The organism is Franzmannia pantelleriensis, from assembly GCF_900102875.1.
Classification (GTDB): domain Bacteria; phylum Pseudomonadota; class Gammaproteobacteria; order Pseudomonadales; family Halomonadaceae; genus Franzmannia; species Franzmannia pantelleriensis.
In genome coordinates, this window is sequence record NZ_FNGH01000006.1 from 145,128 (window position 1) to 170,021 (window position 24,894).

Consider the following 24,894-nt stretch of genomic DNA (forward strand, 5'->3'; position numbering starts at 1 on the left):
GCATGATAGCGTGTCCCCGCTACAAAGATAAGCCGATGAATCGGCTATGACTTTAGGCCTGTATAGCGCCTCTGACGGTCGCAGTGATAGCGCCCATGGGGTAGTCTTTAGACAAAGACTTACAACGCCTGTCGGGTTTGATCATTTGGTCAATATGAGACAAGGTCAAGGAGCGGACAATGGGCTGCCGCGAGGCGAAGATGGTATGACGAGGGGCGTGGAGATGAACCAGCGGCTGCCGCTCAGCGGCGTGATTCTCGCCGGTGGCGAAGGCCGGCGCATGGGCGGCTGCGACAAGGGGCTCAGCACCTTCCTGGGGCGGCCGCTGGTCGCTCACGTGCGCGAGCGCCTGGAGCCCCACGTCGAGGAGGTGGTGCTCAACGCCAACCGCCACCTGGAGGATTACCGGGCGTTGGGCTGTCGTGTGGTGTGCGACCGCGAAGCGGGCTACCAGGGGCCGTTGATGGGTATCTGGAGCGGCTTGCTGGCCGCGCGCCAGGACTGGGTCGTGGTGGTGCCCTGCGATACCCCGGCGCTGCCCATGGCGCTGGTGCCGCGGCTGTGGCAAGGCATTGGCGCGCACGACATCGCGGTAGCCCACGACGGCGAGCGAGCCCACCCGGTGGTGGCGCTGATGCGCCGCGATCTGGCCGACGATCTCGCCGCCGCACTGGCCGATGGCGAGCGCAAGATCGACCGCTGGTATGCCCGTCACAACGATTGCTACGTCGACTTCAGCGACTGCCCCGAGGCCTTTGCCAATCTCAATCGCCCCGCTGAGCGCGAGGCGCTCGAGCGGCGCCTGGCGGCGAACACGCCAACGGTATCCCGATGACGCTGACCTTCGATGCGCAGCTGCCGCTGCTCGGCATTGCCGCCTGGAGCGGCACCGGCAAGACCACCTTGCTCGAGGCCCTGTTGCCCCGGCTACAGGCCTGCGGGATCAGGCCCGCGGTGATCAAGCATGCCCATCACGCCTTCGATATCGACCAGCCAGGCAAGGACAGCTACCGCCTGCGCGAAGCCGGCGCCGCGCCGATGCTGATCGCCTCGCGGGCACGCACTGCCTTGATGTTCAATACGCCCGATGCCGGCGAACCGGACCTGGCGCAGCTGCTTGCCCAGCTGGCGCCGCTGGCCCCCGACCTGGTGCTGGTCGAGGGCTTCAAGGCCTGGCCGCTGCCCAAGCTCGAGCTGCATCGCGCAGCGCTGGGCAAGCCGCTGCTGGCACATGACGATCCCTGGGTGCGAGCGGTCGCCAGTCCCGATGCGCTGGACCTGCCGGCGGAGGTTGAGGGGCTCGATCTGGACGATCATCAGCGGCTTTGTGACTGGATACTGGCCTGGCAGCGGGATTGGCCCCATCAGGCGCGGCCACGGGAGGTGACGTCATGAGCCTGTCGTGCTTCGAGCTCGGCGAGCGCATGCTCAGCGTTGGCGAGGCCCGCGCCGCGTTGGACGGCCTGTTCGCGACGCCACTCGAGACCCAGCAAGTGCCCCTCGAGGCGCTACTCGGGCGGGTGCTGGCCGAGCCGTTGGTGTCGCCTATCGATGTCCCCCAGAACACCAACGCAGCGATGGACGGGATCGCGCTGGCCTGGCCCGAGCACCCGCTGCGTCGCTGGCCGGTGGTGGGCGACGTACTGGCCGGCCAGCGCTGGTCGCAGCCACTGGCGGCCGGTACGGCGCTGCGCATTACCACCGGCGCGCCGCTGCCCGACGGGGCGGACACCGTGATCATGAGCGAACAGCTCGCGGCAGATGGTGACCGGGCGGTCGAGATCAGTCGCGCCGAGCGCGTGCGGCGTGGTCAGAACGTGCGCCAGGCCGGCGAGGACATCGCTCGCGGTCAGCGGGTGCTGGACGCTGGCACGCGACTGCAGCCTCAGCATCTCGGTTTGCTGGCCTCGCTGGGATTGGCAGGTGCCAGCGTCCATCGCCGGCCGCGGGTGGCGATCTTCTCCACCGGCGACGAAGTCACTGCGCCGGGACAACCGTTACCCGAGGCGGGCATCTATGATGCCAACCGTTTCACGCTGCGCGGCATGCTGACCCGGCTCGGCGTCGAGGTGGTCGATCTGGGGATACTTGCCGACTGCCGTGAGCGGGTGGTCAGCGCGCTGGCCGCGGCCGCCGGTGACCACGACATGCTGATCACCAGCGGTGGGGTTTCGGTGGGGCAGGCCGACTGGATCAAGGCGGCACTCAATGAGCTTGGCGAGCTCGGCTTCTGGCGGATTGCCATTCGCCCTGGTCGCCCGCTGGCCTGTGGACGCCTGGGGCCGCGGCAGGTGCCCTTCTTTGGGCTGCCCGGCAATCCGGTGGCGGTCATGGTGACCTTCCTCGAATTCGTGCAGCCGGTGTTACGGCGCCTGCAGGGTGAGCCGGACTGGCAGCCGCCGCGCTTGACGGCGCGTGCCGAGGGGGCGCTTGATAGCCGCCTGGAGCGGGTCGACTTCGTGCGTGGCATCTACCGCTGCGACGCCGATGGCCAGCTGTGGGTGCGCAGTACCGGCGCCCAGGGCTCTGGCATTCTGTCGTCGATGAGCGCCGCCAACTGCCTGATCGAGATCGACGCCTCGCGTGCCGGGGTGGCCAGTGGAGAAGCGGTCACCGTGCAACCCTTCGACAGTCTGATATGAGGCATGCAACGCTATGAGCCTGACCCATCTAAACACCCGCGGCGAGGCCCACATGGTGGATGTCGCCGACAAGCAAGAGAGTCGCCGCGAGGCGGTGGCTGGCGGCAGTATCACGATGCGTCCGGCAACGCTGGCGTTACTGGCCGACGGCGGCCTGCCCAAGGGCGACGTGTTGGCCACTGCGCGTATCGCCGGCATACAGGCCGCCAAGCGGACCCACGAGCTGATTCCGCTATGCCACCAGTTGGCACTGTCCAAGGTCAGCGTCGACTTCCGCCTCGATGAACAGCGTAGCTGCGTCGAGGTCACCGCCAGCTGTCGCTTGAATGGCCGTACTGGCGTCGAAATGGAGGCGCTGACGGCGGTGTCGGTGGCCTGCTTGACGCTGTATGACATGTGCAAGGCGGTCGACAAGGATATGCTGATCGGCGAGATTCGCCTGCTCTCCAAGCAGGGCGGAAAGTCCGGCGATTATCGGCGCGGCGAGATGCCGTCGAGCACAGGTGCCCAGATCGTGACCGATGACTGTTACAGTGGCGAAGTAAGCCTCGGTCCGCACGCCGATTCGCGCAGCGTGCGCGTCAAGTGTCTTGCCGAGTTGCGTGAGCGGCTCGGCGTCAGTGAGCTGGAAATTCCCGTTGCGTCGTTGGCGCGGCCGGATGTCGCAGCGCTCAAACTGGCCCTCAAGGCGCGCGATGCCAACTTCGTGTTACTCGAGGAGGGGCGCATTCTGTGCGCCGTCAATCAAGTCATGGGCGGCGACGACACGCCGCTGACCGAAGGTGACGAGGTGGCCTTCTTTCCCCCCGTCACGGGAGGCTGATGATGATTCGAATTCAGCAGGCGCCTTTCGATGCCGGTGCCGAGCAGCGAGCGCTGTGCGAAGGCCGCAGTGATATCGGCGCGGTGGTGTGTTTCACTGGCCTGGTGCGTGACTTCAACGAAAAACCCGATGTGGAAGCGCTGAGCCTCGAGCACTATCCAGGCATGACCGAAGCGGCGTTGTCGCAAATCGTTAGCGAAGCCGAGCAGCGCTGGCCCCTCGACGGTGTGCACCTGATTCACCGCGTAGGCCGGCTCGCACCGGGCGATCCCATCGTGCTGGTCGCGGTGGCCAGCGCGCATCGGCGTGCGGCCTTCGAGGCTTGCGACTTCATCATGGACTATCTCAAAACCCGAGCGCCGTTCTGGAAGAAAGAGCATACCCGGCACGGTGCTTATTGGGTGGCCGAACGAGCCACCGACACTCATGCTGCACGCCGCTGGGAGAGCATATGACGACGCTGATCGATGACTTCAATCGCCGTGTGCGCTATGTGCGCATTTCGGTGACCGATCGCTGCGACTTCCGCTGTGTCTACTGCATGAGCGAGGAGATGACCTTTTTGCCTCGCGCCCAGGTGTTGACCCTGGAAGAGCTGTCGATGGTGGCGCGTGCTTTCGTTGAACTCGGGGTAGAGAAGGTCAGGTTGACCGGTGGTGAGCCGCTGGTACGGCGCGGTATCGAGCAGTTGGTGTCTGAGATTGGCACGCTGGGTTTGAAGGATTTTGCCATGACCACCAACGGTGCCGGGCTGGTCAAGCATGCCCGGACCCTGCGCGATGGGGGGCTCCAGCGGCTCAACGTGAGCCTCGATTCGCTGGATGCCGACAAGTTTCGCCAGCTTACCCGTACCGGGGACCTGCACAAGGTAATCGACGGCATTCGTGCCGCGCGTGAGGCCGGTTTTGAACGTATCAAGCTCAACGCGGTGATACTCAAGGGGCGTAACGATGACGAGGTCCTCGATCTGGTTGAGTTCGCGCGGCGCGAAGCGCTGGACATCAGCTTCATCGAGGAGATGCCGCTAGGCGATGTCTCAGATCACTCGCGGGCCGAGACTTTCTGCTCCAGCGACGAGGTCCAGGCGTTGATTGAGGCGCGTTACCCGCTGGTGCCCACCACCGAAAGCACGCTCGGCCCATCGCGCTATTTCCGCATGGCCGATAGCGACTCGCGGGTTGGCTTCATTTCTCCCCACAGCCACAACTTCTGCTCGACCTGCAATCGCGTACGGGTCACGGTGGAAGGGCGCTTGCTGCTATGTCTGGGGAATGAGCATTCGGTGGATCTTCGCGCCGTGCTGCGCCGTCATCCGGGGGATATGGAGGCGCTCAAGACGGCCATTATCGAGGCCATGCCGCTCAAGCCCGAGCGCCATCATTTCACCACCGACGGTGATGTTCAGGTGGTTCGCTTTATGAATATGACCGGCGGATAGTATTCAACCCCCTCAGCTCATCCTGGTTTGTGATGTGTCAATGACCGCCATATCGATTGAGAGTGGCGGTTTTTTTCTCTTGTCTTTTCTTGCCAAGTTGTAATATCTGCTTATACTTTTTAACCAGGTATCGCGTGTTCGTATCCCTTGACTTTCGACATGGAGGAGGCCGATGTCTTCCGAATCTCTGGAGCGTATCGCTCGCAATAAGAACGTTGCTCGTGCCGCCGCGCGTCAGCTGAGCATGGAGCAACTGCATAAGCTCGCCGAGGTCATCGGCGAAGTGATCGAACAGAAGCAGGATGAGGACAAGCAGCGCCAGCAAGAGGAAGCCATGAAGGAGCGCAAGCTGGCCGAGATTCGTGAGGCCATCAATGACGCCGGGCTTTCTCTGGATGACCTGGTGGGTGAACAGCCCAAGCGTCGTCGGGGCCGTCCACCGAAGAACGCCAATAAAAGCTGAACGAAAGTTATTCGGGTATGTTGAAAGGGCGGGCCTAAGGGTTCGTCCTTTCGTTGTAGGGCGGGCGGTGAAACGAGCTATGGTTCGACGCGTTCCCCCGCCAGCAGTTGCAGATGGACGGTGGGTAAATGGCGCATGCGTTCGCCGAGATAGTCGATCATGCGTGGTTGCAACCGACGACGCAGGTCGGCCAGATCGTCGGCGTAGAGTGCCGCCAATTGATCGTCCAGCCAGTCGCCGAGCTCGTCTTCATCGAGGTGTGAAGCGGCGCTGGCATCGACCACCAGGCGACCGATACGAGCCCAGCCATCGCCATCTGGCATTACCGTGATCGCCAAAAACAGGCTGCCGCGACGCGTCGTGTCACTGCCGTTTAGTCCCGGCGCCGGGGTCACGGCATTCTGGCTGACGATGCAGGGAGGCTGCGGATGACGGCTTTCGAGCGCCAGGCCATCAGCGTCGAAGCGTATCAGATCGCCGTCGACCGGAATCAGCGGGGCGGCGATGCCGAGGCGCTCGGCCAGCGCCGAATGCGCTTGCTGATGGCGCTGTTCACCGTGTACCGGCAGCAGGTGGCGAGGCTTGATCCAGTCATAAAAGATCGCCAATTCATCCTGGGCGGGATGCCCGGAGGCGTGGAGCTCAGGGTGCTGATGCTCATCGAAGAGGGCGACACCTAGCCGTCGCAGGCCGTGCTGGAGGCGCTCGATCAGGCGCTCGTTGCCGGGGATCGCCTTGGCGGAAAAGATCACGCTGTCGCCGTCGACCAGCTCGAAGTGGGGGTGGCGGTTCTGCGCCAGCCGCGACAGCGCAGCGCGCGGCTCGCCCTGACTGCCGGTGGCGATCACCAGTACCTCCTCGGGCGGCAGGTAGCCGAGGTCGCGCACCGGCACCAGCGGTGGTAGGTCGTCAAGATAGCCTAGCCCGCGAGCCACGCCGACCATGCGCTCCATGGAGCGCCCCATCAGGCAGACGCGGCGGCCGGTATTCGCCGCTGCGCGACCCACTGCCAGCACCCGCGCCAGGTTGCTGGCGAAGCAGCTGACGATCACGCGGCCCGGGCAGGCAGCAAGCGTGCGTTCTAGCGCGCGTGCCACGTCGCCCTCGCTGCGCGAATGGCCGGGCAGGGTGGCATTGGTGGAGTCGCCGACCACCAGGTCGATCGGTGCCAGGGCCTGGAACAGCGCCGGGTCCATGGGGGCCCCGATCAGCGGCTCGGGATCGAGCTTCCAGTCGCCGCTGTGCAGTACCTTGTGGTGTGGCGTCATGATCAGCAGTGCACAGCTCTCTGGAATCGAGTGGGTCAGCGGCAGGTAGCGCAGGCTGAAGGGCCCGTTATCCAGCGCTTCGCCCGGCTCGATCACCTGGATGGCGTCGCTGGCCAGGCCGCGCTCGTGAAACTTGGCGCGTAGCAGCCCGGCTGCCAGCGGGGTGGCGTAGATCGGACAGCCCCAGCGCGGCCATAGCCACGCGGCCGCGCCGATGTGATCCTCATGACCGTGGGTGATCACTAGCGCCTGGGGCGTGATCTCCTGGGTGGCGAGGGTCGTCAGGTTGGGCACCTGCAGCGGCGTGTCCGGTAGGTCCTGGCGAATCATCATCCCGCAGTCCACCGCCAGCCAGTGCTCCTGATAACCGTAGAGCGTGAGGTTCATGCCGATCTCGCCACAGCCGCCGAGAGGCAGCAGCTTGAGTGGCGGGCGCTGGCGACGGCGAACGGTAATGCGGGGTTGCGACATGACTGGCTGGGGCCTGATGGAAGCGGACTTTCATCATACGGTAAGGCTCGCCGGCCCCACAACGCGCGTATTCCGATGCCGTTGAATTCGTTACACTATCGTCGAGTCCAGTGGGGCTTGGAGTATTTGTTTTCTTACTGATGGTTACCCGATGTCCGATTACTATCGCCTGGTAGTGTCCTGCCCCGACCAGGTCGGGATCGTTGCTCGTGTGTCTGGCTTTATTGCGCGTCAGGGCGGCTCGATCACCGAGGCCAGCCAGCACTCTGACCTGGCTACCGGTCGTTTCTTCATGCGCTACGAGATTCTCGCCGACTCGGTGGGGCTGAGCGCTAAGCAGCTTCGCGAGGCGTTTACGCCGATCGCCGACGAGTTCGCCATGGACTGGGCGCTTACCGATACCACCAGGCGGCCCAGGGTGGTGCTGATGGTGTCCCGGGAGAGTCATTGCCTGGTCGATTTGTTGTATCGCTGGACCGCCGGTGAGCTCGACTGCGAGATTCCCTGCGTGATCTCCAATCACGACGACCTGCGCGCGCTGGTCGAGTGGCACGGCATTCCCTATCACCAGGTGCCGGTGACTCCGAACACCAAGCCCCAGGCATTCGCCGAGGTGGAGCGCCTGGTGGAGGAGGCCGGCGCTGACAGCGTGGTGCTGGCGCGCTACATGCAGATCCTGCCGCCGGCGCTTTGCCAGCGCTATGCCGGGCGGGTGATCAATATTCACCACAGCTTCCTGCCGTCCTTCGCAGGCGCCAAACCCTACCATCAGGCCTATGAGCGCGGCGTCAAGCTGATCGGGGCGACCTGCCACTATGTCACCGAAGAGCTGGATGCCGGGCCGATCATCGAGCAGGATATCCACCGCGTCAGCCACTGCCACACTGCCAATGATCTGGTGCGCTTCGGGCGTGACGTGGAGAAAGCGGTCCTCGCCCGTGGGCTGCGCTGGCATCTCGAGGGCCGAGTGCTGATTCACGGCAACAAAACGGTTGTCTTCGCCTGAGCGATCACGGAGCGCGCCATGACCTTCGCCGAGGTAGTGCTGATGCCGTGGATGCTGGGCATTGGCTGGTTGATCAGTGCCGCAGTGCTGGGGCTGGCACTTGCGCAGCGTCCGTGGCGGGCGCTGCTGGTCGACGTTGGTCTGCAGCATCGCTGGCTGGCTGCGCTGGTTGCCGTGCTGCTGCTATGGCAGCTGCGCGCTCAGGCGGTGGACTGGCTGACCCTGCACCTGGTGTTTACAGCGCTGCTGACGCTGATTTTCAAGGCACCGCTGGCGCTGCTGATCTGCGTGGTGGTCAACTTCGCCATGGTGCTGCTGGGGCGTGTGGCCTGGCCGCTGCTGGGTGTGAATGTACTGGTCAGCGGGGTGGTGCCGGCACTGGTGATGGTGATTGCCTGGCGACTGGTGGATCGCTGGCTCGCCGACAATCTGCCAGTGTTCGTGTTCGTCTGTGGCTTTTTCGGCACGGCGCTGGCCACCCTGGCCAGCGGCATGACCGCAGTCGCTATCGTGGGGCTGGGGGCCAATGATCCCGAGGCGTGGTTCCTGGCCTCGGAGTATGCACGCTTCCTGCCGCTGCTGATGCCCTCCGAGGCCTTTATCAGCGGCATGCTGCTCAGCGTGCTGGTGGTCTATCACCCTGAATGGGTCGCGACCTTCAATCCCCAGCGCTACATCGATACCAAATAGCGGTTGGTCAGCGCCGTGATCGCTCACCCCTCGTCGAATAGCGTCAGCTGGCGCTGAGCGTCCTCGGGGACCAGCCGGACCCCGACCCCGAGCAGCCTCACCGGGCGCGCGCCGCGCTGCCAGGCCTGCTCGAGCAGATGCTGGAAGCCGTGCGGGTCGCTGGCGGTTCCCATACTCTCCATGCTGGTTAGGCTGAAGTCATCGAAGCGGACCTTGACGAAGCGTTTGTCGCTGGGCGGGTGGTCATGACGTGCCAGGCGCTGCTGTAGCTTGTCGAACAACGGCATCAGCGCCTGCCGGCAGGCGGCGAGGTCGGGCAGGTCGTGGTCGAAGGTGGTCTCGACGCTGACCGACTTGCGCTCGCGGGTGATCTTGACCTCGCGCTCATCGATGCCCCGGGCGAGTTGATAGAGGTGCCGGCCGAACTTGCCAAAGCGTTCCAGTAGCTCGGCCAGCGAGCGCTGACGCAGATCGTCGCAGGTGTGAATGCCCAGCGTCTCGAGCTTGGCCGTGGTGGCAGGTCCCACCCCGTGCAGCTTGGCGACCGACAGGGTACGCAGAAAGCCGTCCACGTCAGCGGGGGTAATCACCGTCAAGCCATCGGGCTTGTCCCAGTCGCTGGCGATCTTGGCCAGGAACTTGCTCGGCGCCACGCCCACCGACAGGGTGATGCCGGTGCGTGCCAGGGTCTGCTCCTTGAGCCAGCGTGCCATCCAGGTGGCGCTGCCGCGGAAACGCTCGACCTCGCTCACGTCCAGATAGGCTTCGTCTAGCGACAGTGGCTCGATCAAGGGAGTGAGCTCGGTAAATAGTGTCTGGATCTGCTCGGAGACGGCCCGGTAACGCGCGAAGTCGGGAGGCAGCACTACCAGCTCGGGGCACAGGCGCAGCGCCTTGGCGGTGGGCATGGCGCTGCGCACGCCGAAAGCGCGGGCGGGATAGTTGCAGGTGGCGACCACACCGCGGCGCTCGGCGCTGCCGCCCACCGCCAGCGGTACCTCGCGGAGCGCAGGCTGGTCGCGCATCTCTACCGCGGCGTAAAAGCAGTCGCAGTCAGCGTGCAGGATCTTGCGCATGGAGCGGGTGAGGCTTAGCCCAGTGCCTGGCCGTTGCCGCCGCGAATCACCCCGACGCCGATGCCCTCGATCTCGAGTTCCTGATGGCGCAAGTCAATCTCGATGGGGGCGAAGTCGTCGTTCTCCGCGCTCAGCCACACCTGATGCCCCTGGCGCTTGAAGCGCTTGACGGTGACTTCGTCGTCGAGTCGCGCCACCACGATCTGGCCATCGCGGATACGCTCGGTGCGGTGCACGGCGAGCAGGTCGCCCTCGAGAATGCCGATGTCCTTCATCGACAGGCCGCGCACACGCAGCAGATAGTCGGCGCGTGGGGTAAAGTATTCCGGCGGCAGTGGGCAGTGACGATCGATATGCGCGGCGGCCAGGATCGGGCTGCCGGCTGCCACCTCGCCGATGATCGGCAGGCCGGGCTGGGGGCTGGCATCGGGCTCTGGGTCCTGCTCCTGCGCGGGCAGGCGGATCCCCCTTGAGGTGCCAGCCACCATGCGAATCACGCCCTTCTTGTTGAGCGCACGCAGGTGCTCCTCGGCGGCATTGGGCGAGCGAAAGCCCAAGGCCCGTGCGATCTCGGCACGGGTTGGCGGATAGCCCAGCTCGGACATGGTCTTGACGATGAAGTCGTAGACGTTCTGCTGGCGTGGGGTGAGAGGGCGGGTCATGTGACCTCCGCAAGTGGGTGGCGGTGTTTGGTTAAGTATACAGTATGGCTGAGTATCCAGTAAAAGTGTTGCAGCGTTTAAAACGCCAAGTTTGTGACGAACTGTCATCTTGCGTAGAATGTAATTACGTTTAAAACAGCTGTTTACCAGCTCGGCAGGGGGGTAGGTATGGCGCAACCGGATACCGTGACGCGCATTCTCGACACCGCAGAGGTGCTGTTTGCCGAGCGAGGCTTCGCGGAGACCTCGCTACGCAACATTACCAGCAAGGCCAAGGTCAACCTGGCGGCGGTCAACTATCACTTTGGCTCCAAGAAGGCGCTGATCCAGGCGGTGTTCGCCCGCTATCTCGATCCCTTCACCGAGCGCTTCCATGCGGCGCTGGATGCGCTTGAGGCGGAGTATGCCGGGCGCGTCATCCCCCTCGAGGTGCTGCTGGAAACCATGGCCAAGACCGTGCTGGATGTGCCCGCCGAGCGCAACAGCCTCAAGGTGTTCATGCGCCTGTTAGGGTTGGCTTACAGTCAGGCCCAGGGCCATCTGCGTCGCTATATACAGGATCACTACGGTAGCGTATTCAGTCGGTTTACCGACCTGGTACGCCAGGCCACGCCTGAGTTGCCCGAAGCGGAGCGCTTCTGGCGGCTGCACTTCGTGCTCGGCACGGTGATCTTTACCCTGTCGGGGTTGGATGCGCTGCGCGACATCGCCGAGAAGGACTATGGCGAGCACGTCAGCGTGCGCGACCTGATTCGCCGCCTGCGCCCGGTGGTGGTGGCGGCCATGAATGCACCGCTGCCTGATCCGGCCTCCGACAGCTTGCCGGCGGCGGTGTGATGGCCATGACACCGCGTCTCGAACAGTTGCCGCCAACCGCCGGTCACTGGTTGGAAATCGACCTCTCGACCCAGCGCCTATGGTGCTGGGATGGTCAGCAGCGGGGCGCCGACTACGCGATCTCGAGCGGCAGTGCAGGCATCGGGCAGCGCGACGGCAGCGGCCAGACCCCGCTTGGCTGGCACTACGTGCGTGCGGCGATCGGCGCAGGCCAGCCACTGGGCGCTGTTTTTCGCGGTCGTCGCCCGACCGGCGAGGTATTCGATGCTACCCTGGCCGCCGAGTACCCGCAGCGCGACTGGATCCTGACCCGCATTCTGTGGCTATGTGGCCTCGAGCCAGGCGTCAACCGTGGCGGAAACGTCGATTCCCAACGACGCTATATTTACCTGCACGGCACCCCCCCGGACCAGCCGATGGGCACGCCGGCCTCGCACGGCTGCGTGCGGCTGCGCGACGTGGCACTGCTCGAGGTATTCGACTTCGCCCCTCCCGGTACGCCGGTGTGGCTTCACGACTGACCATTCACCATGCCCTGTTGTCGGCCTGGTGGTTGGTCTAGAATCGGCCCCTTCTCAGCCAAGGAAGATGATCATGACGCAACCTATCGGCCCGGTGATGCTGGACCTCGAGGGGCCCCGGCTTAGCCGAGAAGAAGGTGACATGCTCAAGCGTCCCGAGGTGGGTGGCGTGATCCTGTTTTCCCGTAACGTCGAGGATGCCGCCCAGGTGCAGGCGCTGTGTGCGGCGATCCGTCGAGTACGTCCGGACCTGCTGCTGGCCATCGACCAGGAGGGTGGCCGCGTGCAGCGGCTGCGTGATGGCGTCACCCGACTGCCGTCGATGGCCCAACTGGCGGCGGGCTACGATGACGATCCGCAGGCGGTGCTGCAGCAGTGCCAGGATGCCGGTTGGCTGTTGGGCATGGAGATGGCGGCCTGTGGTCTCGACCTCTCCTTCGCCCCGGTGCTCGACATCGACGACGGCGACTCGGCGGTGATCGGCGACCGCAGCTTCTCTGCCGACCCCCAGACCGTCAGCCTGCTCGGCGGCGCCTTCATCAGCGGCCTGCACGATGCCGGGATGGTCGCCGTCGGCAAGCACTTTCCCGGTCACGGCGGCGTGGTGGCAGACTCGCACCACGAGCTGCCGGTGGATCCTCGTCCGCTTGCGGCGCTGCGTGAACACGACATGCGCCCCTTCGCCGAGCTGGCTTCACGCCTCGATGGAATCATGCCCTCCCATGTCATCTATAGTGCCTTTGACGACAAGCCGGCGGGGTTCTCGCGCAGCTGGCTGGGCCTGTTGCGCGAAGAGCTGGGCTTCAAGGGGGCGATCTTCTCCGACGATCTGTCGATGGCCGCTGCCCGCGTGGCCGGCAGTCCCGGTCAGGCCGCGCTGGCGGCGCTCGACGCCGGCTGTGACATGGTGCTGGTATGCAACGACCGCGCCGCGGCGCTGGAGGCCCTCGATGCCAGCGCCGGACGCGCTAGCAAGCGCCAGGCCAAGTTACGCTATCGGCGCGCCCGCCCCAGCCTCGACGCGCTGCCGGCGCTGTCACGCTGGCGGCGGGTACATGCCCGCCTCGAGGCCCTGAGCGGCAACAACGAGTCCTGACATGCTCGAGCTGCTGGCGCCCCTTGAAGCCTTCGCCAAGGACCATCTGGGGTTGCCCCACTGGTTACTGGCGCCGCTGCTTATCCTGGCGGTTGCACTGCTGGCGGACCTCACGGCCTGGCTGATCACCTGGCGTCTGGGGCCGCTGCTGCAGCGCACCCGCAGCCGCTGGGATGACGCAGTAGTGATGGCCTTTCGGCGACCGCTGCGGGTGTGGATCTGGGGCTTCGCGCTACTGTCGGTGGCAGCCTTCCTGGTGGCTCGCTTCGAGCTGGACTGGTCTGACGGCGAGGCAATCAAGATACGCAGCCTGTTCACGCTGCTGATGCTGGCCTGGGTCGGACTACGCATGGTCAAGCAAGTCGAGCAGCGGCTGTTGTTCCCCCCGCCGGGGCATCCCGCCAAGCCCATCGATGCCAGCAGCGCCTCGGCGATCAGCAAGGTGGTGGGTGCCAGCGTACTGGTGGTGGTCAGCCTGCTGGCCCTGGAGCGTTTGGGGGTACAGCTCTCGGGTATTCTCGCCTTCGGTGGCGTGGGCGGGATCATGGTCGGTTTCGCCGCCCGCGACGTGCTGGCCAATTTCTTCAGCGGCCTGGCGGTGCACCTCGACGACCCGTTCAAGGTGGGTGACTGGATTCGCTCGCCTGATCGCGAGATCGAAGGCGTGGTCGAGGACATCGGCTGGCGGCTGACGCGTATCCGGACCTTCGATTCGCGGCTGCTGTTCGTGCCCAACTCGGCGTTCAGCACCATCACCGTCGAGAATCCCTCGCGCATGCACCATCGGCGTATCTTCCAGACGCTGGGCCTGCGCTATCAGGACATGACCCAGGTGCGTGCCGTGGTAGCGGCGATTCGTGAGATGCTCGAGTCCCATGAATACATCGATCATGACCAGCCGATGCTGGTCAACTTTACCGGGGTGGGGGAGCACACTCTCGACGTGATGCTGCACGTCTACACCGCGACCACCGATTGGGCTGAGCACCAGGACATTCAGCAGGATGTGCTGCTGCGGATCGCCGACATTCTTGATGAACACGACGCCGCCCTGGCGCTACCGGTGCGCGAGCTGACCCTCAACCAGGCGATTGCTCTGGAGGCCAGCGAGCATGACACCTCCAGCAGCGACAACGCTGCGGCCGAGCGGCCGCCAGAGCCGGGCGGCGACCAGCCCAAGGGACAGGGCAAATTACGCGGCGACGAAGCCGCTTCCTCTTCCAGCAATGCGACCCAGGATAACGATGCATAACCTCGATCCGCACACTCATGAGTCTCTCACCACCATGCGCGAGGTGATGGACAACGCCGACTGCCTGATCACCCAGTCCGACGTCGAGCGCGCCCTCGACCGCATGGCCGACGAGATCAGCGCCGACCTGGGCGACAAGCTGCCGGTGTTCTACTGCGTGATGAACGGTGGCCTGATCACTACCGGCCACTTGCTGACCCGGCTCGGCTTCCCCCTCGAGGTGGATTATCTGCACGCTACTCGCTACCGCGGAGGCCTGCGCGGCGGCGAACTGTTTTGGCGCGTCTCGCCGGAGATCCCCATGGCCGGACGTCACGTGGTGATCGTCGACGATATCCTCGATGAGGGCGCGACCCTGGCGGCAATACTGCGCTACTGCGAAGAGGCCGGTGCGGCGAGCATCTCGACCGCGGTACTGGTCGACAAGCGCCACGACCGCAAGGCGGTGCCGGGGCTGACCGCCGATTACTGCAGCTTGGAAGTGGTCGACCGCTATGTATTCGGCTTCGGCATGGACTACAAGGGCTATTGGCGTAACGCGCCGGGAATCTTCGCGCCCAAAGGGCTTTGAATGAAGGGGGCTGAGCAAGCGACCGTGAACAAGGGCGAAAGCCGCACGCGCGCTTGAGCGGACGAGGGCTGACCCGTTGGGTCAGCCCTCGGTGTTTTCAGGCAGCGCCTCCAGCGCCTCGCGGCAGCGGCCCTCGACGTCATCCAGCTCCCTGCGCATCAGCCGGATGTCCTCCTCCTGACGCTGCAGGTTGGTGCGCTTCTCGGCGAGCAGTTCGAGCAGCCGCCGCAGCTGGCGGGCGTTACCGTCGGGCAGGGCGTCGTAGAGTTCGATCACCTCGCGGATCTCGGCCAACGAAAAGCCCAGGCGCTTGCCGCGCAGGGTCAGCTTGAGGCGCACCCGATCCTTGTCGTGGTAGACACGCGTCTGGCCGCGTCGCTGAGGCTCGAGCAGTCCTTCCTGCTCGTAGAAGCGGATGGTACGTGGGGTGACCTCGAACATGCGCGAGAGCTCACTGATCGAGTAGGTGCGGGCGCCATCGGATATCATGCGAGATAGGATACCCAGAGTTGACGTTAACGTAAATCGCCGATCATGCTGGGGGACATTCGCGACCCTGCCTGGAGGCCCGATGACCACTCCTTCATCCCCCGTGCGTTTTAGTGACTGGCCAACCCGCGACGGTCGACGTATCGGCGTGGCGACCCTCGATGCCGAAGCCTCCCTCAATGCCCTGACGCTTAGCATGATCGAGGCCCTCGACCAGCAGCTGACCGCCTGGCAGCACGATGACAGTGTGGTGGCGGTGTGGCTGGAAGGGGCCGGCGACAGGGCATTCTGCGCCGGCGGCGATATCGTCGCGCTGTATCGTGCCTTGCAGGGTGATGCCCAGACCGCCAGGGACTACGTGGTGCGCTACTTCAGCGCCGAGTATGCCCTCGACTACCGCTTGCACACCTATCCCAAGCCGTTGCTGGCATGGGGCGACGGCATCGTCATGGGCGGCGGCATGGGACTGCTGGCCGGTGCTCGGCATCGGTTGGTCACCGAGCGCACGCGTCTGGCGATGCCCGAAATCAGCATCGGGCTCTACCCGGACGTCGGTGCCAGTTGGTTTCTCAACCGCATGCCGCCGGGTATCGGGGCTTACCTGGCGCTGACCGGCGCCCAGCTCAACGCCCGCGACGCGCTCGACCTGGGCCTGGCCGATCAGTTGGTGCCTGCCCAGCGGCGTGAAGCGCTGATCGGGGCGCTGTGCCGCGCCGACTATGGGCCAGGCAGCGACGCGCTCCTGAATGAGCGCGCCATCCATGCAGCGCTGGCCGAGGTCGCCGACCGCAACCTGGCGCCGCCTGCTCAACTATGGCCGTGGCGTGACCATATCCAGCGTCTTACCAGCGCCGCCGACGCCGGCCAGGCCTGCGCGGCCATCCTCGCCGACCCCGAGCAGAATGACTGGCTGGACGCCAATCGTCGCCGGCTGGCCGAAGGTTGTCCACTCACCGCCCAGCTGGCCTGGGGCATGCTCCAGCGCCATCGTCATACCAGTCTCGCTCAAGCACTGCGCGATGAGCTGAGTCTTTCGCTGCGCTGCTGTCTGGAAGGTGACCTGGCCGAGGGCGTGCGGGCCCTGTTGATCGACAAGGACAAGCGCCCGCAGTGGAGCCACGCGAAGGTTGCGGCAGTTCCCCCGGCGCAGATCGAGGCCATGTTGCAAAGCGTCTGGCAGGGTGACGATCACCCGCTGGCGGCGCTCGGGCGCGAGAAGGGCTAGCCTTTCTAACGTTTTTATTCTACATTCTATAAAAATGTAGAAATTTTTAACGTCGCGACTCCGGAGCCACCATGAGCCAGATTACCCCGATTACCTGGGACGACCCGTTCCGTCTCGTCGACCAGCTCAGCGAAGACGAACGCATGGTCCATCAGACCGCCCATGACTACTGCCAGGACAAGCTGCTGCCGCGGGTCCTGGAAGCCAATCGCCACGAACACTTCGATCGCGAGATCATGAATGAGATGGGCGAGCTGGGGCTGCTCGGCGCGACCATGGAGGGCTACGGCGGCGCCGGCCTCAACTACGTCAGCTACGGCCTGATTGCCCGCGAAGTCGAGCGCGTCGACTCCGGCTACCGCAGTGCCATGAGCGTCCAGTCGAGCCTGGTGATGTACCCCATCCACGCCTTCGGCAGCGACGCCCAGCGTGACAAATACCTGCCCAAGCTGGCCAGCGGCGAATGGGTGGGCTGCTTCGGTCTCACCGAGCCCGATCACGGCTCCGACCCCAACGGCATGAGCACCCGGGCCACCAGGATCGAGGGTGGCTACAAGCTCAACGGCACCAAGAGCTGGATCACCAACTCGCCGATTGCCGACGTGTTCGTGGTGTGGGCCAAGGACGACGAGGGCGACCTGCGCGGTTTCATTCTCGAGAAGGGCATGGCCGGGCTCTCGGCGCCCAAGATCGAGGGCAAGTTCAGCCTGCGCGCCTCGATCACCGGCCAGATCGCCATGCAGGACGTGGAGGTCTCCGACGACCAGATCCTGCCCGGCGTGAAGGGGCTCAAGGGGCCGTTCTCGTGCCTCAATCGGGCTCGCTTCGGGATTGCCTGGGGCACCATGGGCGCCGCCGAGGCGTGCTGGCACGCGGCGCGCCAGTACACCCTGGATCGCAAGCAGTTCGGCCGCCCGCTGGCCGCCAATCAGCTGATCCAGAAGAAACTCGCCGACATGCAGACCGAGATTGCCCTGGGGCTTCAGGCGGCGCTGCGCGTCGGGCGGATGATCGACGACGGCCAGCTGGTGCCCGAGGCGATCTCGCTGATCAAGCGCAACAACTGCGGCAAGGCGCTGGATATCGCGCGGGTGGCGCGAGACATGCACGGCGGCAACGGCATCGCCGACGAGTACCACGTGATTCGCCACGTTATGAACCTCGAAGCGGTTAACACCTACGAGGGTACCCACGATATTCACGCGCTGATCCTGGGCCGGGCCCAAACCGGCATTCAGGCCTTCAGCGGCTGATCGAGCGGATTAGCCTGAGGGGGGGATGGCAGCCAAGCGAAGGACGCCGGGGACAGGTCGAAAAGGAGGTTTGCGCCATGGGTGAGGAGCACTGCTCCGAACGGGCTGGCCATGGATGGCCAGCACAGGTCCTGCAAGCGAAGCAGGATGCGAGAGCGCAGTCAGGGCGCAAGGTAGCGCCCAGGGACGGGTTTACAGCGCCTCCTTGTAGGCCTGTCGTCGGATCCGAGCAAGCGGTGTTGCCTATCTCGATAGCCCTGTCCGAGTGATCAAGGAGACAAGATGAGCGGACCGCTTGAGGGACGTCTGGTGCTCGATATGTCACGCGTGCTGGCCGGCCCCTGGGCCGGCCAGCTGCTGGCCGATCTGGGCGCCCAGGTGATCAAGATCGAACGCCCCGGCAGCGGTGACGACACCCGCAGCTGGGGGCCGCCGTGGCTGGAAGACGCCGCCGGTGACCCGCTGGAAGCCGCCTATTTCCTGTGCGCCAATCGCGGCAAGCAGTCGCTGGCGGTGGATATCACCCGCGCCGAAGGCCAGGCGCTGGTGCGCGAGCTGGCCTCCCGCGCCGATATCCTGCTGGAGAACTTCAAGGTCGGCGGCCTTAAGAAATACGGCCTCGACTACGCCAGCCTGAGCGAGCTCAACCCCGGGCTGATCGGTTGCTCGATCACCGGTTTCGGCCAGGACGGCCCCTATGCCCAGCGCGCCGGCTACGACTTCATGATCCAGGCCATGGGCGGCTTGATGAGCGTGACCGGTGACGCCGATAGCATGCCGATGAAGACCGGCGTGGCCATCACCGACGTCATGACCGGCCTATATGCCTGCGTCGGCGTGCTGGCGGCGCTCGACGAGCGCTCGCGCACCGGTCGCGGCCGGCATGTCGACGTGGCGCTGCTCGACGTGCAGGTGGCGACCCTCGCCAACCAGGCGCTCAACACCCTGGTCTCCGGGCAGGATCCACAGCGTCACGGCAATGCTCACCCCAATATCGTGCCCTACCAGGCCTTTGCCTGCGCCGACGGACATCTGGTGGTGACGGTGGGCAACGACAGCCAGTTTGCGCGCTTCGCTACGCTGCTTGGCCACCCCGAGTGGGCCAGCGACCCGGCCTACGCCACCAACGGCGCGCGGGTCGCCCACCGCGAAACGCTGGTGCCATTGATCGCAGCCTGCCTGGTGACCCGCACGCGGGATGCCTGGCTGGCCGACTTCGAAGCCCATGGCATTCCCGCCGGGCCCATCAACACCATCTCCGAGGCGCTGCACGATGCCCAGGTGCTGCACCGCGGCATGGTCACCACCCTACAGCGCGACGGCAGCGCCGTGCCGCAGGTCGGCAATCCGCTGCGCTTCGACGGCGACAGCCAGACCAGCCGTCGAGCGCCGCCGGGGATCGGCCAGGACAGCGACCGTGTGCTCGGCGAGATGGGCCTCAACGCCGAGCAGATACATACGCTGCGGGAGCAGGGGATCATTGGGTAGCGCCCAGCGTTAGCCGCTAGCGCGGCGAGAAGCGCCGGCTGAGGCCGGTCTCGGCAATCATCCGCGTCGAGATCTCCTCGATCGAGAAGCGCGTGGTATCGATAAACGGCACATGCATCTGGCGGAACAAGCCCTCCGCCTGCTGAACCTCCTGCATGCACTGATCCATCGAGCAGTAGCGGCTGTTGGGTCGACGCTCACTGCGGATGGCCGCCAGCCGGCGGGCGTCGATGGTCAGGCCGAACAGCTTGTGGCGGAAGGGCGCCAGCGCCGGCGGCAGCTTGAGGCTACCATCCTCGTCGAGGTCGTCGTCGGTGAGTGGGTAGTTGGCGGCGCGAATGCCGAACTGCAGCGCCAGGTAGAGCGAGGTCGGCGTCTTGCCGCAACGCGACACGCCGACCAGGATGATATCGGCCTTGTCGTACTGATGGGTGCGCGCGCCGTCATCGTTGTCGAGGGCAAAGTGCACCGAATCGATACGGTTCATGTAGGCGTCGTCGCGGCCGATCGAGTGGGTGCTGCCCACGCTGTAGGTAGAGCGCGTGGCGAGCTCCTTCTCCAGCGGCTCGAGAAAGGTCGAGAAGATATCGACCTTGAAGCCGGTCGCCTGGCTGATCACGCTACGGACGTCGGCATCGACGATGGTGTCGATGATGATCGGCTGGGCACCGTCGCGCACTGCGGTGGCGTTGATCACCTCGACCAGCCCCTCGGCCTTGTCGACGCTATCGATATAGGGCTTGGTGAGCATACGGATCTCGACGCTCTCGAACTGGGCCAGCAGGCTGCGGCCGAGGCTTTCGGCAGTGATGCCGGTGCCGTCGGATATGAAGAAGGCGGTGCGGGTCATGGTGATCTCGTCTGGTCGCGGTGGGGCGATTACTACACAAAACCCCCCATGTTGTAAAAATCCTCCAGTGACTTCGCTGTTAGACCAATGGCGAATACGACCCTGGCTTGGTAGGGTGAGCCACACTTTGCTAGCGGCATTGCCGCGCCTTGCGTCCATACCGCCACAAGCGGTATCCCGCACCTGAACAAGGGGGTCTCGTGGAAGAGTACATTCTGTGGTTTGACCAGCTGGGCATGAATGACGTCGAGCGCGTCGGAGGCAAGAACGCCTCGCTCGGTGAGATGATCTCCAATCTGACCGGTGCCGGCGTCAGCGTGCCCGGCGGCTTCGCCACGACCGCCCACGCCTACCGCGAATTTCTCGCCCACGAAGGGCTCAATGAACGCATCAATCAGGCCCTGGCGCGGCTCGATGTCGACGACGTTGCCGAGCTGGCCCGGGTCGGTGCCGAGATCCGCCAGTGGGTGATCGACACGCCGCTGCCGCCGGCCTTCGAGGCCGCACTGCGCGAGGCCTATCAGCAGATGGAAGCCAAACACCCCAGCCTCAAGGCTGCGGTACGCAGCTCGGCCACTGCCGAGGATCTGCCGGATGCCTCTTTCGCCGGCCAGCAAGAGACCTTCCTCAATATCGAAGGCTTCGACAACATCAAGCGCGCGGTTCACGAGGTGTTCGCTTCGCTGTTCAACGACCGCGCCATCTCCTACCGCGTGCACCGCGGCTACGCCCACGAGAACGTGGCGCTGTCCGCCGGGGTGCAGAAGATGGTGCGCTCCGAGACCGGCGCCAGCGGGGTGATGTTCACCCTCGACACCGAATCCGGCTTCCGCGATGCGGTTTTCGTCACCGCCTCCTGGGGGCTCGGCGAGACGGTGGTGCAGGGCGCGGTCAATCCTGATGAATTCTACGTGCACAAGCCCACCCTGGCCGCTGGGCGGCCGGCGGTGCTGCGCCGCAACCTGGGCTCCAAGCTGATCAAGATGGTCTACACCGACGACACCAGCGCTGGCAAGTCGGTAGAAACCGTCGAGGTCCCGCTCAGCGAGCGCGGCCGCTTCTGCATCCATGATGCCCAGGTCATGGACCTGGCGCGTCAGGCCGTGATCATCGAGCAGCACTACCAGCGCCCGATGGATATCGAGTGGGCACTCGACGGCGACGATGGCAAGCTGTATATCGTTCAGGCGCGGCCCGAGACGGTGGTCTCGCAGCAGGAGGGCGGCAAGCTCGAGCGCTTCCAGCTCAAGGAGAAGGGCCGCACCCTGGTCAGCGGCCGCGCCATCGGCCAGCGCATCGGCCAGGGCGACGTCAAGGTGATCCTGACGCCGGATGAGATGGACAAGGTCAAGGATGGCGACGTGCTGGTCACCGACATGACCGATCCCGATTGGGAGCCGATCATGAAGCGCGCCTCGGCGATCGTCACCAATCGTGGTGGTCGTACCTGCCATGCGGCGATCATCGCTCGCGAACTGGGCATCCCGGCGGTAGTCGGCTGTGGCGATGCCACCGCGGTGCTCAGCGACGGCCGCGAGGTCACCGTGTCCTGCGCCGAAGGCGATACCGGCAACGTCTACGAAGGGCTGCTGTCTTTCGATCGCAAGATCTCCAGCGTCGACGCCATGCCCGAGATCCCGTTCAAGATCATGATGAACGTCGGTAACCCGGATCGCGCCTTCAGCTTCGCCGGCCTGCCCAATGCCGGTGTCGGGCTGGCGCGGCTGGAGTTCATCATCAACCGCATGATCGGCGTGCACCCCAAGGCGCTCATCGACTACGACACCTTGCCGCTCGATCTTCAGCAGAGCATCGACCTGCGCACCGCCGGCTATAGCGACCCGGTGAGTTTCTACGTCGACAAGCTGGTCGAGGGCATTTCGACCCTGGCCGCCGCCTTCTATCCGCAGCGTGTCATCGTGCGGCTGTCGGACTTCAAGTCCAATGAGTACGAGAACCTGATCGGTGGCAAGCTCTACGAGCCGGGTGAAGAGAACCCCATGCTCGGCTTCCGCGGCGCCTCGCGGTATATCTCCGACGCCTTCCGGCCATGCTTCGAGCTCGAGTGTCAGGCGCTCAAGCGGGTACGCGACGAGATGGGGCTCGACAACGTCGAGATCATGGTGCCGTTCGTGCGTACCCCGGACGAAGGCAAGGCGGTCGTCGACCTGCTCGCCGCCAACGGACTGAAGCGGGGTGACAGGGACCTTCAGGTGATCATGATGTGCGAGCTGCCGGCCAACGCGCTGCTGGCCGATGAGTTCCTCGCCCACTTCGATGGCTTCTCGATCGGCTCCAACGACCTCACCCAGCTGACCCTGGGCCTGGATCGCGACTCGGGTATCGTCGCGCACCTGTTCGACGAGCGTAATCCTGCGGTCAAGAAGCTGCTGGCGATGGCGATCCAGGCCTGCAAGGCCCAGGGCAAGTACGTCGGGATCTGCGGCCAGGGCCCCTCGGATTATCCCGAGCTTGCCAAGTGGCTGATGGAGCAGGGCATCGACTCGGTGTCGCTCAACCCGGACGCGGTGCTCGAGACCTGGTTCATGCTCGCCGGCGAAACGCTGAGCTAACAGCCTGCACCCCCCGGGGTAAGCCACCTTGGTTGCTATTAGCGAGGGACGCCGGAGGTAGGTCGAAGAGGGGGTTTGCGCTATGGGTGAGGAGCACTGCTCCGAACGGGCTGGCCATGGATGGCCGGCCCTGGTCCTGCAAGCGAAGCAGGATGCGAGAGCGAAGCAGGGCGCAAGGTAGCGCCCAGGGATGGGTTCACAGCGCCCCCTCGTAGGCCTACCGCCGGATCAGTCCCGAGCGGTGCCGCTTTAGGCGATGTCCCTACTAACGCCCGCTCGACGACTGCCGTCGAGCGGGCGCTTTTCGTCTATGCTGTCAGTTTCCCCCCACGCCTGCGACAAGGAGCCTGTCCGATGCCTGTTTCATATATTCCCTTCCGCCGCTGCCTGCTGCCATGGGCCGTAGCCCTGACGCTTGGCGTATCGGTCGCAGCCAACGCCGAGGTGGCCTTCGACTACGATGTTCCGGCGATCGCCCCCGAGGTCAGCTCGGGAAGCGAAGAGAAGCCCGGCTGGGCCACTCAGCGCTTCGCTGTGGCCGCCGCCAACCCGCTCGCCACTGACGCCGGCTACCAGGTACTCAAGGCCGGCGGCAGCGCGGTCGACGCGGCGATTGCCGTGCAGATGGTACTGACCCTGGTCGAGCCGCAGTCCAGCGGGATCGGCGGCGGGGCCTTCCTGGTGCACTTCGACGGCGAGGCGGTGCAGGCCTATGACGGCCGCGAAACGGCCCCAGGCGACGTCGATGGCGCGCTATTCCTCGATGACGACGGCGACCCCCTGGCGTTCATGGACGCAGCGGCCAGCGGACTCTCGGTGGGTGCCCCTGGCACCGTGCGCATGCTCGAACTGGCCCACGAGCGCCACGGTGAGCTGCCCTGGGCGGCGCTGTTCGAGCCAGCGATTGCCCTGGCCGAGCAGGGCTTTGCGGTCAGCCCGCGCCTGCACGCCAGCCTGGCCGGCGAAGAGCGGCTGCGCGATGACCCGTTGGGAGGTGCGTTCTACTACCCTGACGGGGAGCCGCTGGCCGAGGGCCACGAACTCAAGAATCCGGCGCTGGGGGCGATCCTGCGCGAAATCGCCGAGCGCGGCAGCAAGGCGTTGCATACCGGCAGCATCGCCGAAGACCTAGTGTTCCGCGTCCAGGACCACGCCGAACGGCCCGGCAGCCTGAGCCTCGAGGACCTGGCCAGCTACTCGGCCAAGACCCGCACGCCGCTGTGCAACGACTGGCAGGCCTATCGCGTCTGCGGCTTCCCGCCACCGTCCTCGGGGCACCTGACCATCATGCAGATCCTGGGGGTCCTCGAGCACCTGCCCGAGCTCGAGGCGCCGCTCGAGGACGACCGCCCCAGCGTCGACTGGCTGCACCAGTTCCTCGAAGCCTCGCGACTGGCCTTCGCCGACCGCGGCAAGTACATCGCCGATCCCGACTTCGTCCAGGCGCCTGGTAACGACTGGAACAGTATGCTCGACCCTCACTATCTTGCCGGACGTGCGGCGCTGCTGGGCGAGGAGAGCCTTGGTAGCGACGGTGCCGAGCCGGGCAATCCCGGCGAGCTGAGCACGGCCTGGGCGGTGCAGCCGGATCAGCCCGAGTACGGCACCAGCCATATCAGCATCATCGACGAGCAGGGCAATGCCTTGGCCATGACCACCACCATCGAGTCCGCCTTCGGTTCACGCATCATGGCCGACGGCGGCACCGGCTTGCCCGGGGGCTACTTGCTCAACAACGAGCTCACCGACTTCTCCTTCACCCCGGAAGACGCCGACGGCAACCCCATTGCCAATCGCGTCGAAGCGCGCAAGCGGCCGCGCTCGAGCATGAGCCCGACGCTGGTGTTCGACCGCGACAGCGATGCGCTGGTGGCTAGCCTCGGCTCGCCGGGTGGTGCGGCGATCATCCACTATACCGCCAAGGCGCTAGTGGCGATGCTCGACTGGGGGCTGGACGCGCAGCAGGCGCTTAACCTGCCTCACGCCATCACCCTGGGTGGGCCGGTCTTCCTCGAGGAAAATGCGTTTCCGCCGGCAGTACTGGAAGCGCTCAATCAGCGCGGTCACGACGCCAGCGAGCGCGAGCTGGTCAGCGGCCTGCAGGCGCTGCAGGTGGTCGACGACGGCTTCTACGGTGGTGCCGATCCACGCCGTGAAGGCGTGGTGATGGGGGAGTAGCAGCGAACTGAAAGCGCCCAGC

General features: G+C 65.1%; 24 protein-coding genes. 19 read left to right on the plus strand and 5 right to left on the minus strand.

Features of this window, described 5'->3' with window-relative positions; translation table 11 throughout:
• The first annotated feature begins 205 nt into the window (after positions 1-205).
• The 7 genes from mobA (at position 206) to BLT16_RS09235 (ending at position 5,366) form a co-directional block, all read left to right on the plus strand.
• Positions 206-835: a molybdenum cofactor guanylyltransferase MobA gene (mobA, locus tag BLT16_RS09205; RefSeq protein WP_245701564.1), complete on the plus strand. Its 630-nt coding sequence runs from the start codon at positions 206-208 to the stop codon at positions 833-835.
• Entirely contained in the window at positions 832-1,395 is a 564-nt protein-coding gene (gene mobB / locus BLT16_RS09210; RefSeq protein ID WP_089658239.1) for a molybdopterin-guanine dinucleotide biosynthesis protein B, read from the plus strand. Before mobA ends, mobB begins: the two co-directional genes overlap by 4 nt.
• Positions 1,392-2,642, plus strand: a complete 1,251-nt coding sequence (gene moeA / locus BLT16_RS09215) for a molybdopterin molybdotransferase MoeA (protein ID WP_089658240.1) — start codon at positions 1,392-1,394, stop codon at positions 2,640-2,642. The genes mobB and moeA overlap by 4 nt, the downstream gene beginning before the upstream one ends.
• A 13-nt stretch (positions 2,643-2,655) precedes the next feature.
• Complete coding sequence (gene moaC, locus BLT16_RS09220; protein ID WP_089658241.1) at positions 2,656-3,465, plus strand: cyclic pyranopterin monophosphate synthase MoaC; 810 nt, start codon at positions 2,656-2,658, stop codon at positions 3,463-3,465.
• Between the two features lie 2 nt (positions 3,466-3,467).
• Positions 3,468-3,920, plus strand: a complete 453-nt coding sequence (gene moaE, locus BLT16_RS09225) for a molybdopterin synthase catalytic subunit MoaE (RefSeq protein ID WP_089658242.1) — start codon at positions 3,468-3,470, stop codon at positions 3,918-3,920.
• Entirely contained in the window at positions 3,917-4,903 is a 987-nt protein-coding gene (moaA, locus tag BLT16_RS09230) for a GTP 3',8-cyclase MoaA (RefSeq protein WP_089658243.1), read from the plus strand. The genes moaE and moaA overlap by 4 nt, the downstream gene beginning before the upstream one ends.
• A 172-nt stretch (positions 4,904-5,075) precedes the next feature.
• Positions 5,076-5,366: an H-NS family histone-like protein gene (locus BLT16_RS09235; RefSeq protein ID WP_089658244.1), complete on the plus strand. Its 291-nt coding sequence runs from the start codon at positions 5,076-5,078 to the stop codon at positions 5,364-5,366.
• A 77-nt stretch (positions 5,367-5,443) separates the two neighbouring features.
• Here the strand turns inward: BLT16_RS09235 and BLT16_RS09240 are convergent, their stop codons facing one another.
• Positions 5,444-7,021: a ribonuclease J gene (locus tag BLT16_RS09240; protein ID WP_089658349.1), complete on the minus strand. Its 1,578-nt coding sequence runs from the start codon at positions 7,019-7,021 to the stop codon at positions 5,444-5,446.
• A gap of 235 nt (positions 7,022-7,256) precedes the next feature.
• Here BLT16_RS09240 and purU point away from each other — a divergent pair, with 235 nt between their 5' ends.
• Both purU and BLT16_RS09250 read left to right on the plus strand, forming a co-directional pair.
• Entirely contained in the window at positions 7,257-8,111 is an 855-nt protein-coding gene (gene purU / locus BLT16_RS09245) for a formyltetrahydrofolate deformylase (RefSeq protein WP_089658245.1), read from the plus strand.
• 18 nt (positions 8,112-8,129) lie between these two features.
• Positions 8,130-8,801, plus strand: a complete 672-nt coding sequence (locus tag BLT16_RS09250; protein ID WP_089658246.1) for an energy-coupling factor ABC transporter permease — start codon at positions 8,130-8,132, stop codon at positions 8,799-8,801.
• Positions 8,802-8,824: 23 nt separating this feature from the next.
• Here BLT16_RS09250 and dinB read toward each other — a convergent pair whose 3' ends face one another.
• Together dinB and lexA are read right to left on the minus strand one after the other, a co-directional pair.
• Complete coding sequence (gene dinB / locus BLT16_RS09255; protein WP_089658247.1) at positions 8,825-9,877, minus strand: DNA polymerase IV; 1,053 nt, start codon at positions 9,875-9,877, stop codon at positions 8,825-8,827.
• A gap of 14 nt (positions 9,878-9,891) precedes the next feature.
• Positions 9,892-10,539 carry a transcriptional repressor LexA gene (gene lexA / locus BLT16_RS09260; RefSeq protein ID WP_089658248.1) on the minus strand — a complete coding sequence of 216 codons (648 nt, stop codon included), beginning with the start codon at positions 10,537-10,539 and terminating at the stop codon, positions 9,892-9,894.
• 168 nt (positions 10,540-10,707) lie between these two features.
• On the opposite strand from lexA, the gene BLT16_RS09265 reads away from it, so the two are divergent.
• The 5 genes from BLT16_RS09265 (at position 10,708) to BLT16_RS09285 (ending at position 14,816) form a co-directional block, all read left to right on the plus strand.
• Positions 10,708-11,376: a TetR/AcrR family transcriptional regulator gene (locus BLT16_RS09265; RefSeq protein ID WP_089658249.1), complete on the plus strand. Its 669-nt coding sequence runs from the start codon at positions 10,708-10,710 to the stop codon at positions 11,374-11,376.
• Positions 11,376-11,897, plus strand: coding sequence for a L,D-transpeptidase (locus BLT16_RS09270; protein WP_089658250.1), 522 nt, complete (start codon positions 11,376-11,378; stop codon positions 11,895-11,897). The genes BLT16_RS09265 and BLT16_RS09270 overlap by 1 nt, the downstream gene beginning before the upstream one ends.
• Positions 11,898-11,970: 73 nt before the next feature.
• Positions 11,971-12,993, plus strand: a complete 1,023-nt coding sequence (gene nagZ / locus BLT16_RS09275) for a beta-N-acetylhexosaminidase (RefSeq protein WP_089658251.1) — start codon at positions 11,971-11,973, stop codon at positions 12,991-12,993.
• 1 nt (position 12,994) lies between these two features.
• The gene (locus BLT16_RS09280; protein WP_089658252.1) at positions 12,995-14,245 is read left to right on the plus strand and encodes a mechanosensitive ion channel family protein; all 1,251 of its coding nucleotides are present in this window, start codon (positions 12,995-12,997) and stop codon (positions 14,243-14,245) included.
• Positions 14,238-14,816 carry a hypoxanthine-guanine phosphoribosyltransferase gene (locus BLT16_RS09285; protein WP_089658253.1) on the plus strand — a complete coding sequence of 193 codons (579 nt, stop codon included), beginning with the start codon at positions 14,238-14,240 and terminating at the stop codon, positions 14,814-14,816. The genes BLT16_RS09280 and BLT16_RS09285 overlap by 8 nt, the downstream gene beginning before the upstream one ends.
• 81 nt (positions 14,817-14,897) lie before the next feature.
• Here the strand turns inward: BLT16_RS09285 and BLT16_RS09290 are convergent, their stop codons facing one another.
• Positions 14,898-15,305: a MerR family transcriptional regulator gene (locus BLT16_RS09290; protein WP_089658254.1), complete on the minus strand. Its 408-nt coding sequence runs from the start codon at positions 15,303-15,305 to the stop codon at positions 14,898-14,900.
• Between the two features lie 82 nt (positions 15,306-15,387).
• On the opposite strand from BLT16_RS09290, the gene BLT16_RS09295 reads away from it, so the two are divergent.
• The 3 genes from BLT16_RS09295 to BLT16_RS09305 all read left to right on the plus strand — a co-directional run bounded on the left by BLT16_RS09295 (position 15,388) and on the right by BLT16_RS09305 (position 19,271).
• A complete protein-coding gene (locus BLT16_RS09295) occupies positions 15,388-16,530 on the plus strand; it encodes an enoyl-CoA hydratase/isomerase family protein (RefSeq protein ID WP_089658255.1) in 1,143 nt (380 codons plus the stop codon).
• 71 nt (positions 16,531-16,601) lie between these two features.
• Positions 16,602-17,783: an acyl-CoA dehydrogenase gene (locus tag BLT16_RS09300; RefSeq protein WP_089658256.1), complete on the plus strand. Its 1,182-nt coding sequence runs from the start codon at positions 16,602-16,604 to the stop codon at positions 17,781-17,783.
• A gap of 282 nt (positions 17,784-18,065) precedes the next feature.
• Complete coding sequence (locus BLT16_RS09305; protein WP_089658257.1) at positions 18,066-19,271, plus strand: CaiB/BaiF CoA transferase family protein; 1,206 nt, start codon at positions 18,066-18,068, stop codon at positions 19,269-19,271.
• 16 nt (positions 19,272-19,287) lie between these two features.
• Here the strand turns inward: BLT16_RS09305 and ppsR are convergent, their stop codons facing one another.
• Complete coding sequence (gene ppsR, locus BLT16_RS09310; protein ID WP_089658258.1) at positions 19,288-20,121, minus strand: posphoenolpyruvate synthetase regulatory kinase/phosphorylase PpsR; 834 nt, start codon at positions 20,119-20,121, stop codon at positions 19,288-19,290.
• Between the two features lie 200 nt (positions 20,122-20,321).
• On the opposite strand from ppsR, the gene ppsA reads away from it, so the two are divergent.
• Both ppsA and ggt read left to right on the plus strand, forming a co-directional pair.
• On the plus strand, positions 20,322-22,694 hold the full coding sequence (gene ppsA / locus BLT16_RS09315; RefSeq protein ID WP_089658259.1) for a phosphoenolpyruvate synthase: 2,373 nt from the start codon (positions 20,322-20,324) through the stop codon (positions 22,692-22,694).
• A 354-nt stretch (positions 22,695-23,048) separates the two neighbouring features.
• Complete coding sequence (ggt, locus tag BLT16_RS09320; RefSeq protein WP_089658260.1) at positions 23,049-24,872, plus strand: gamma-glutamyltransferase; 1,824 nt, start codon at positions 23,049-23,051, stop codon at positions 24,870-24,872.
• Positions 24,873-24,894 lie beyond the last annotated feature (22 nt).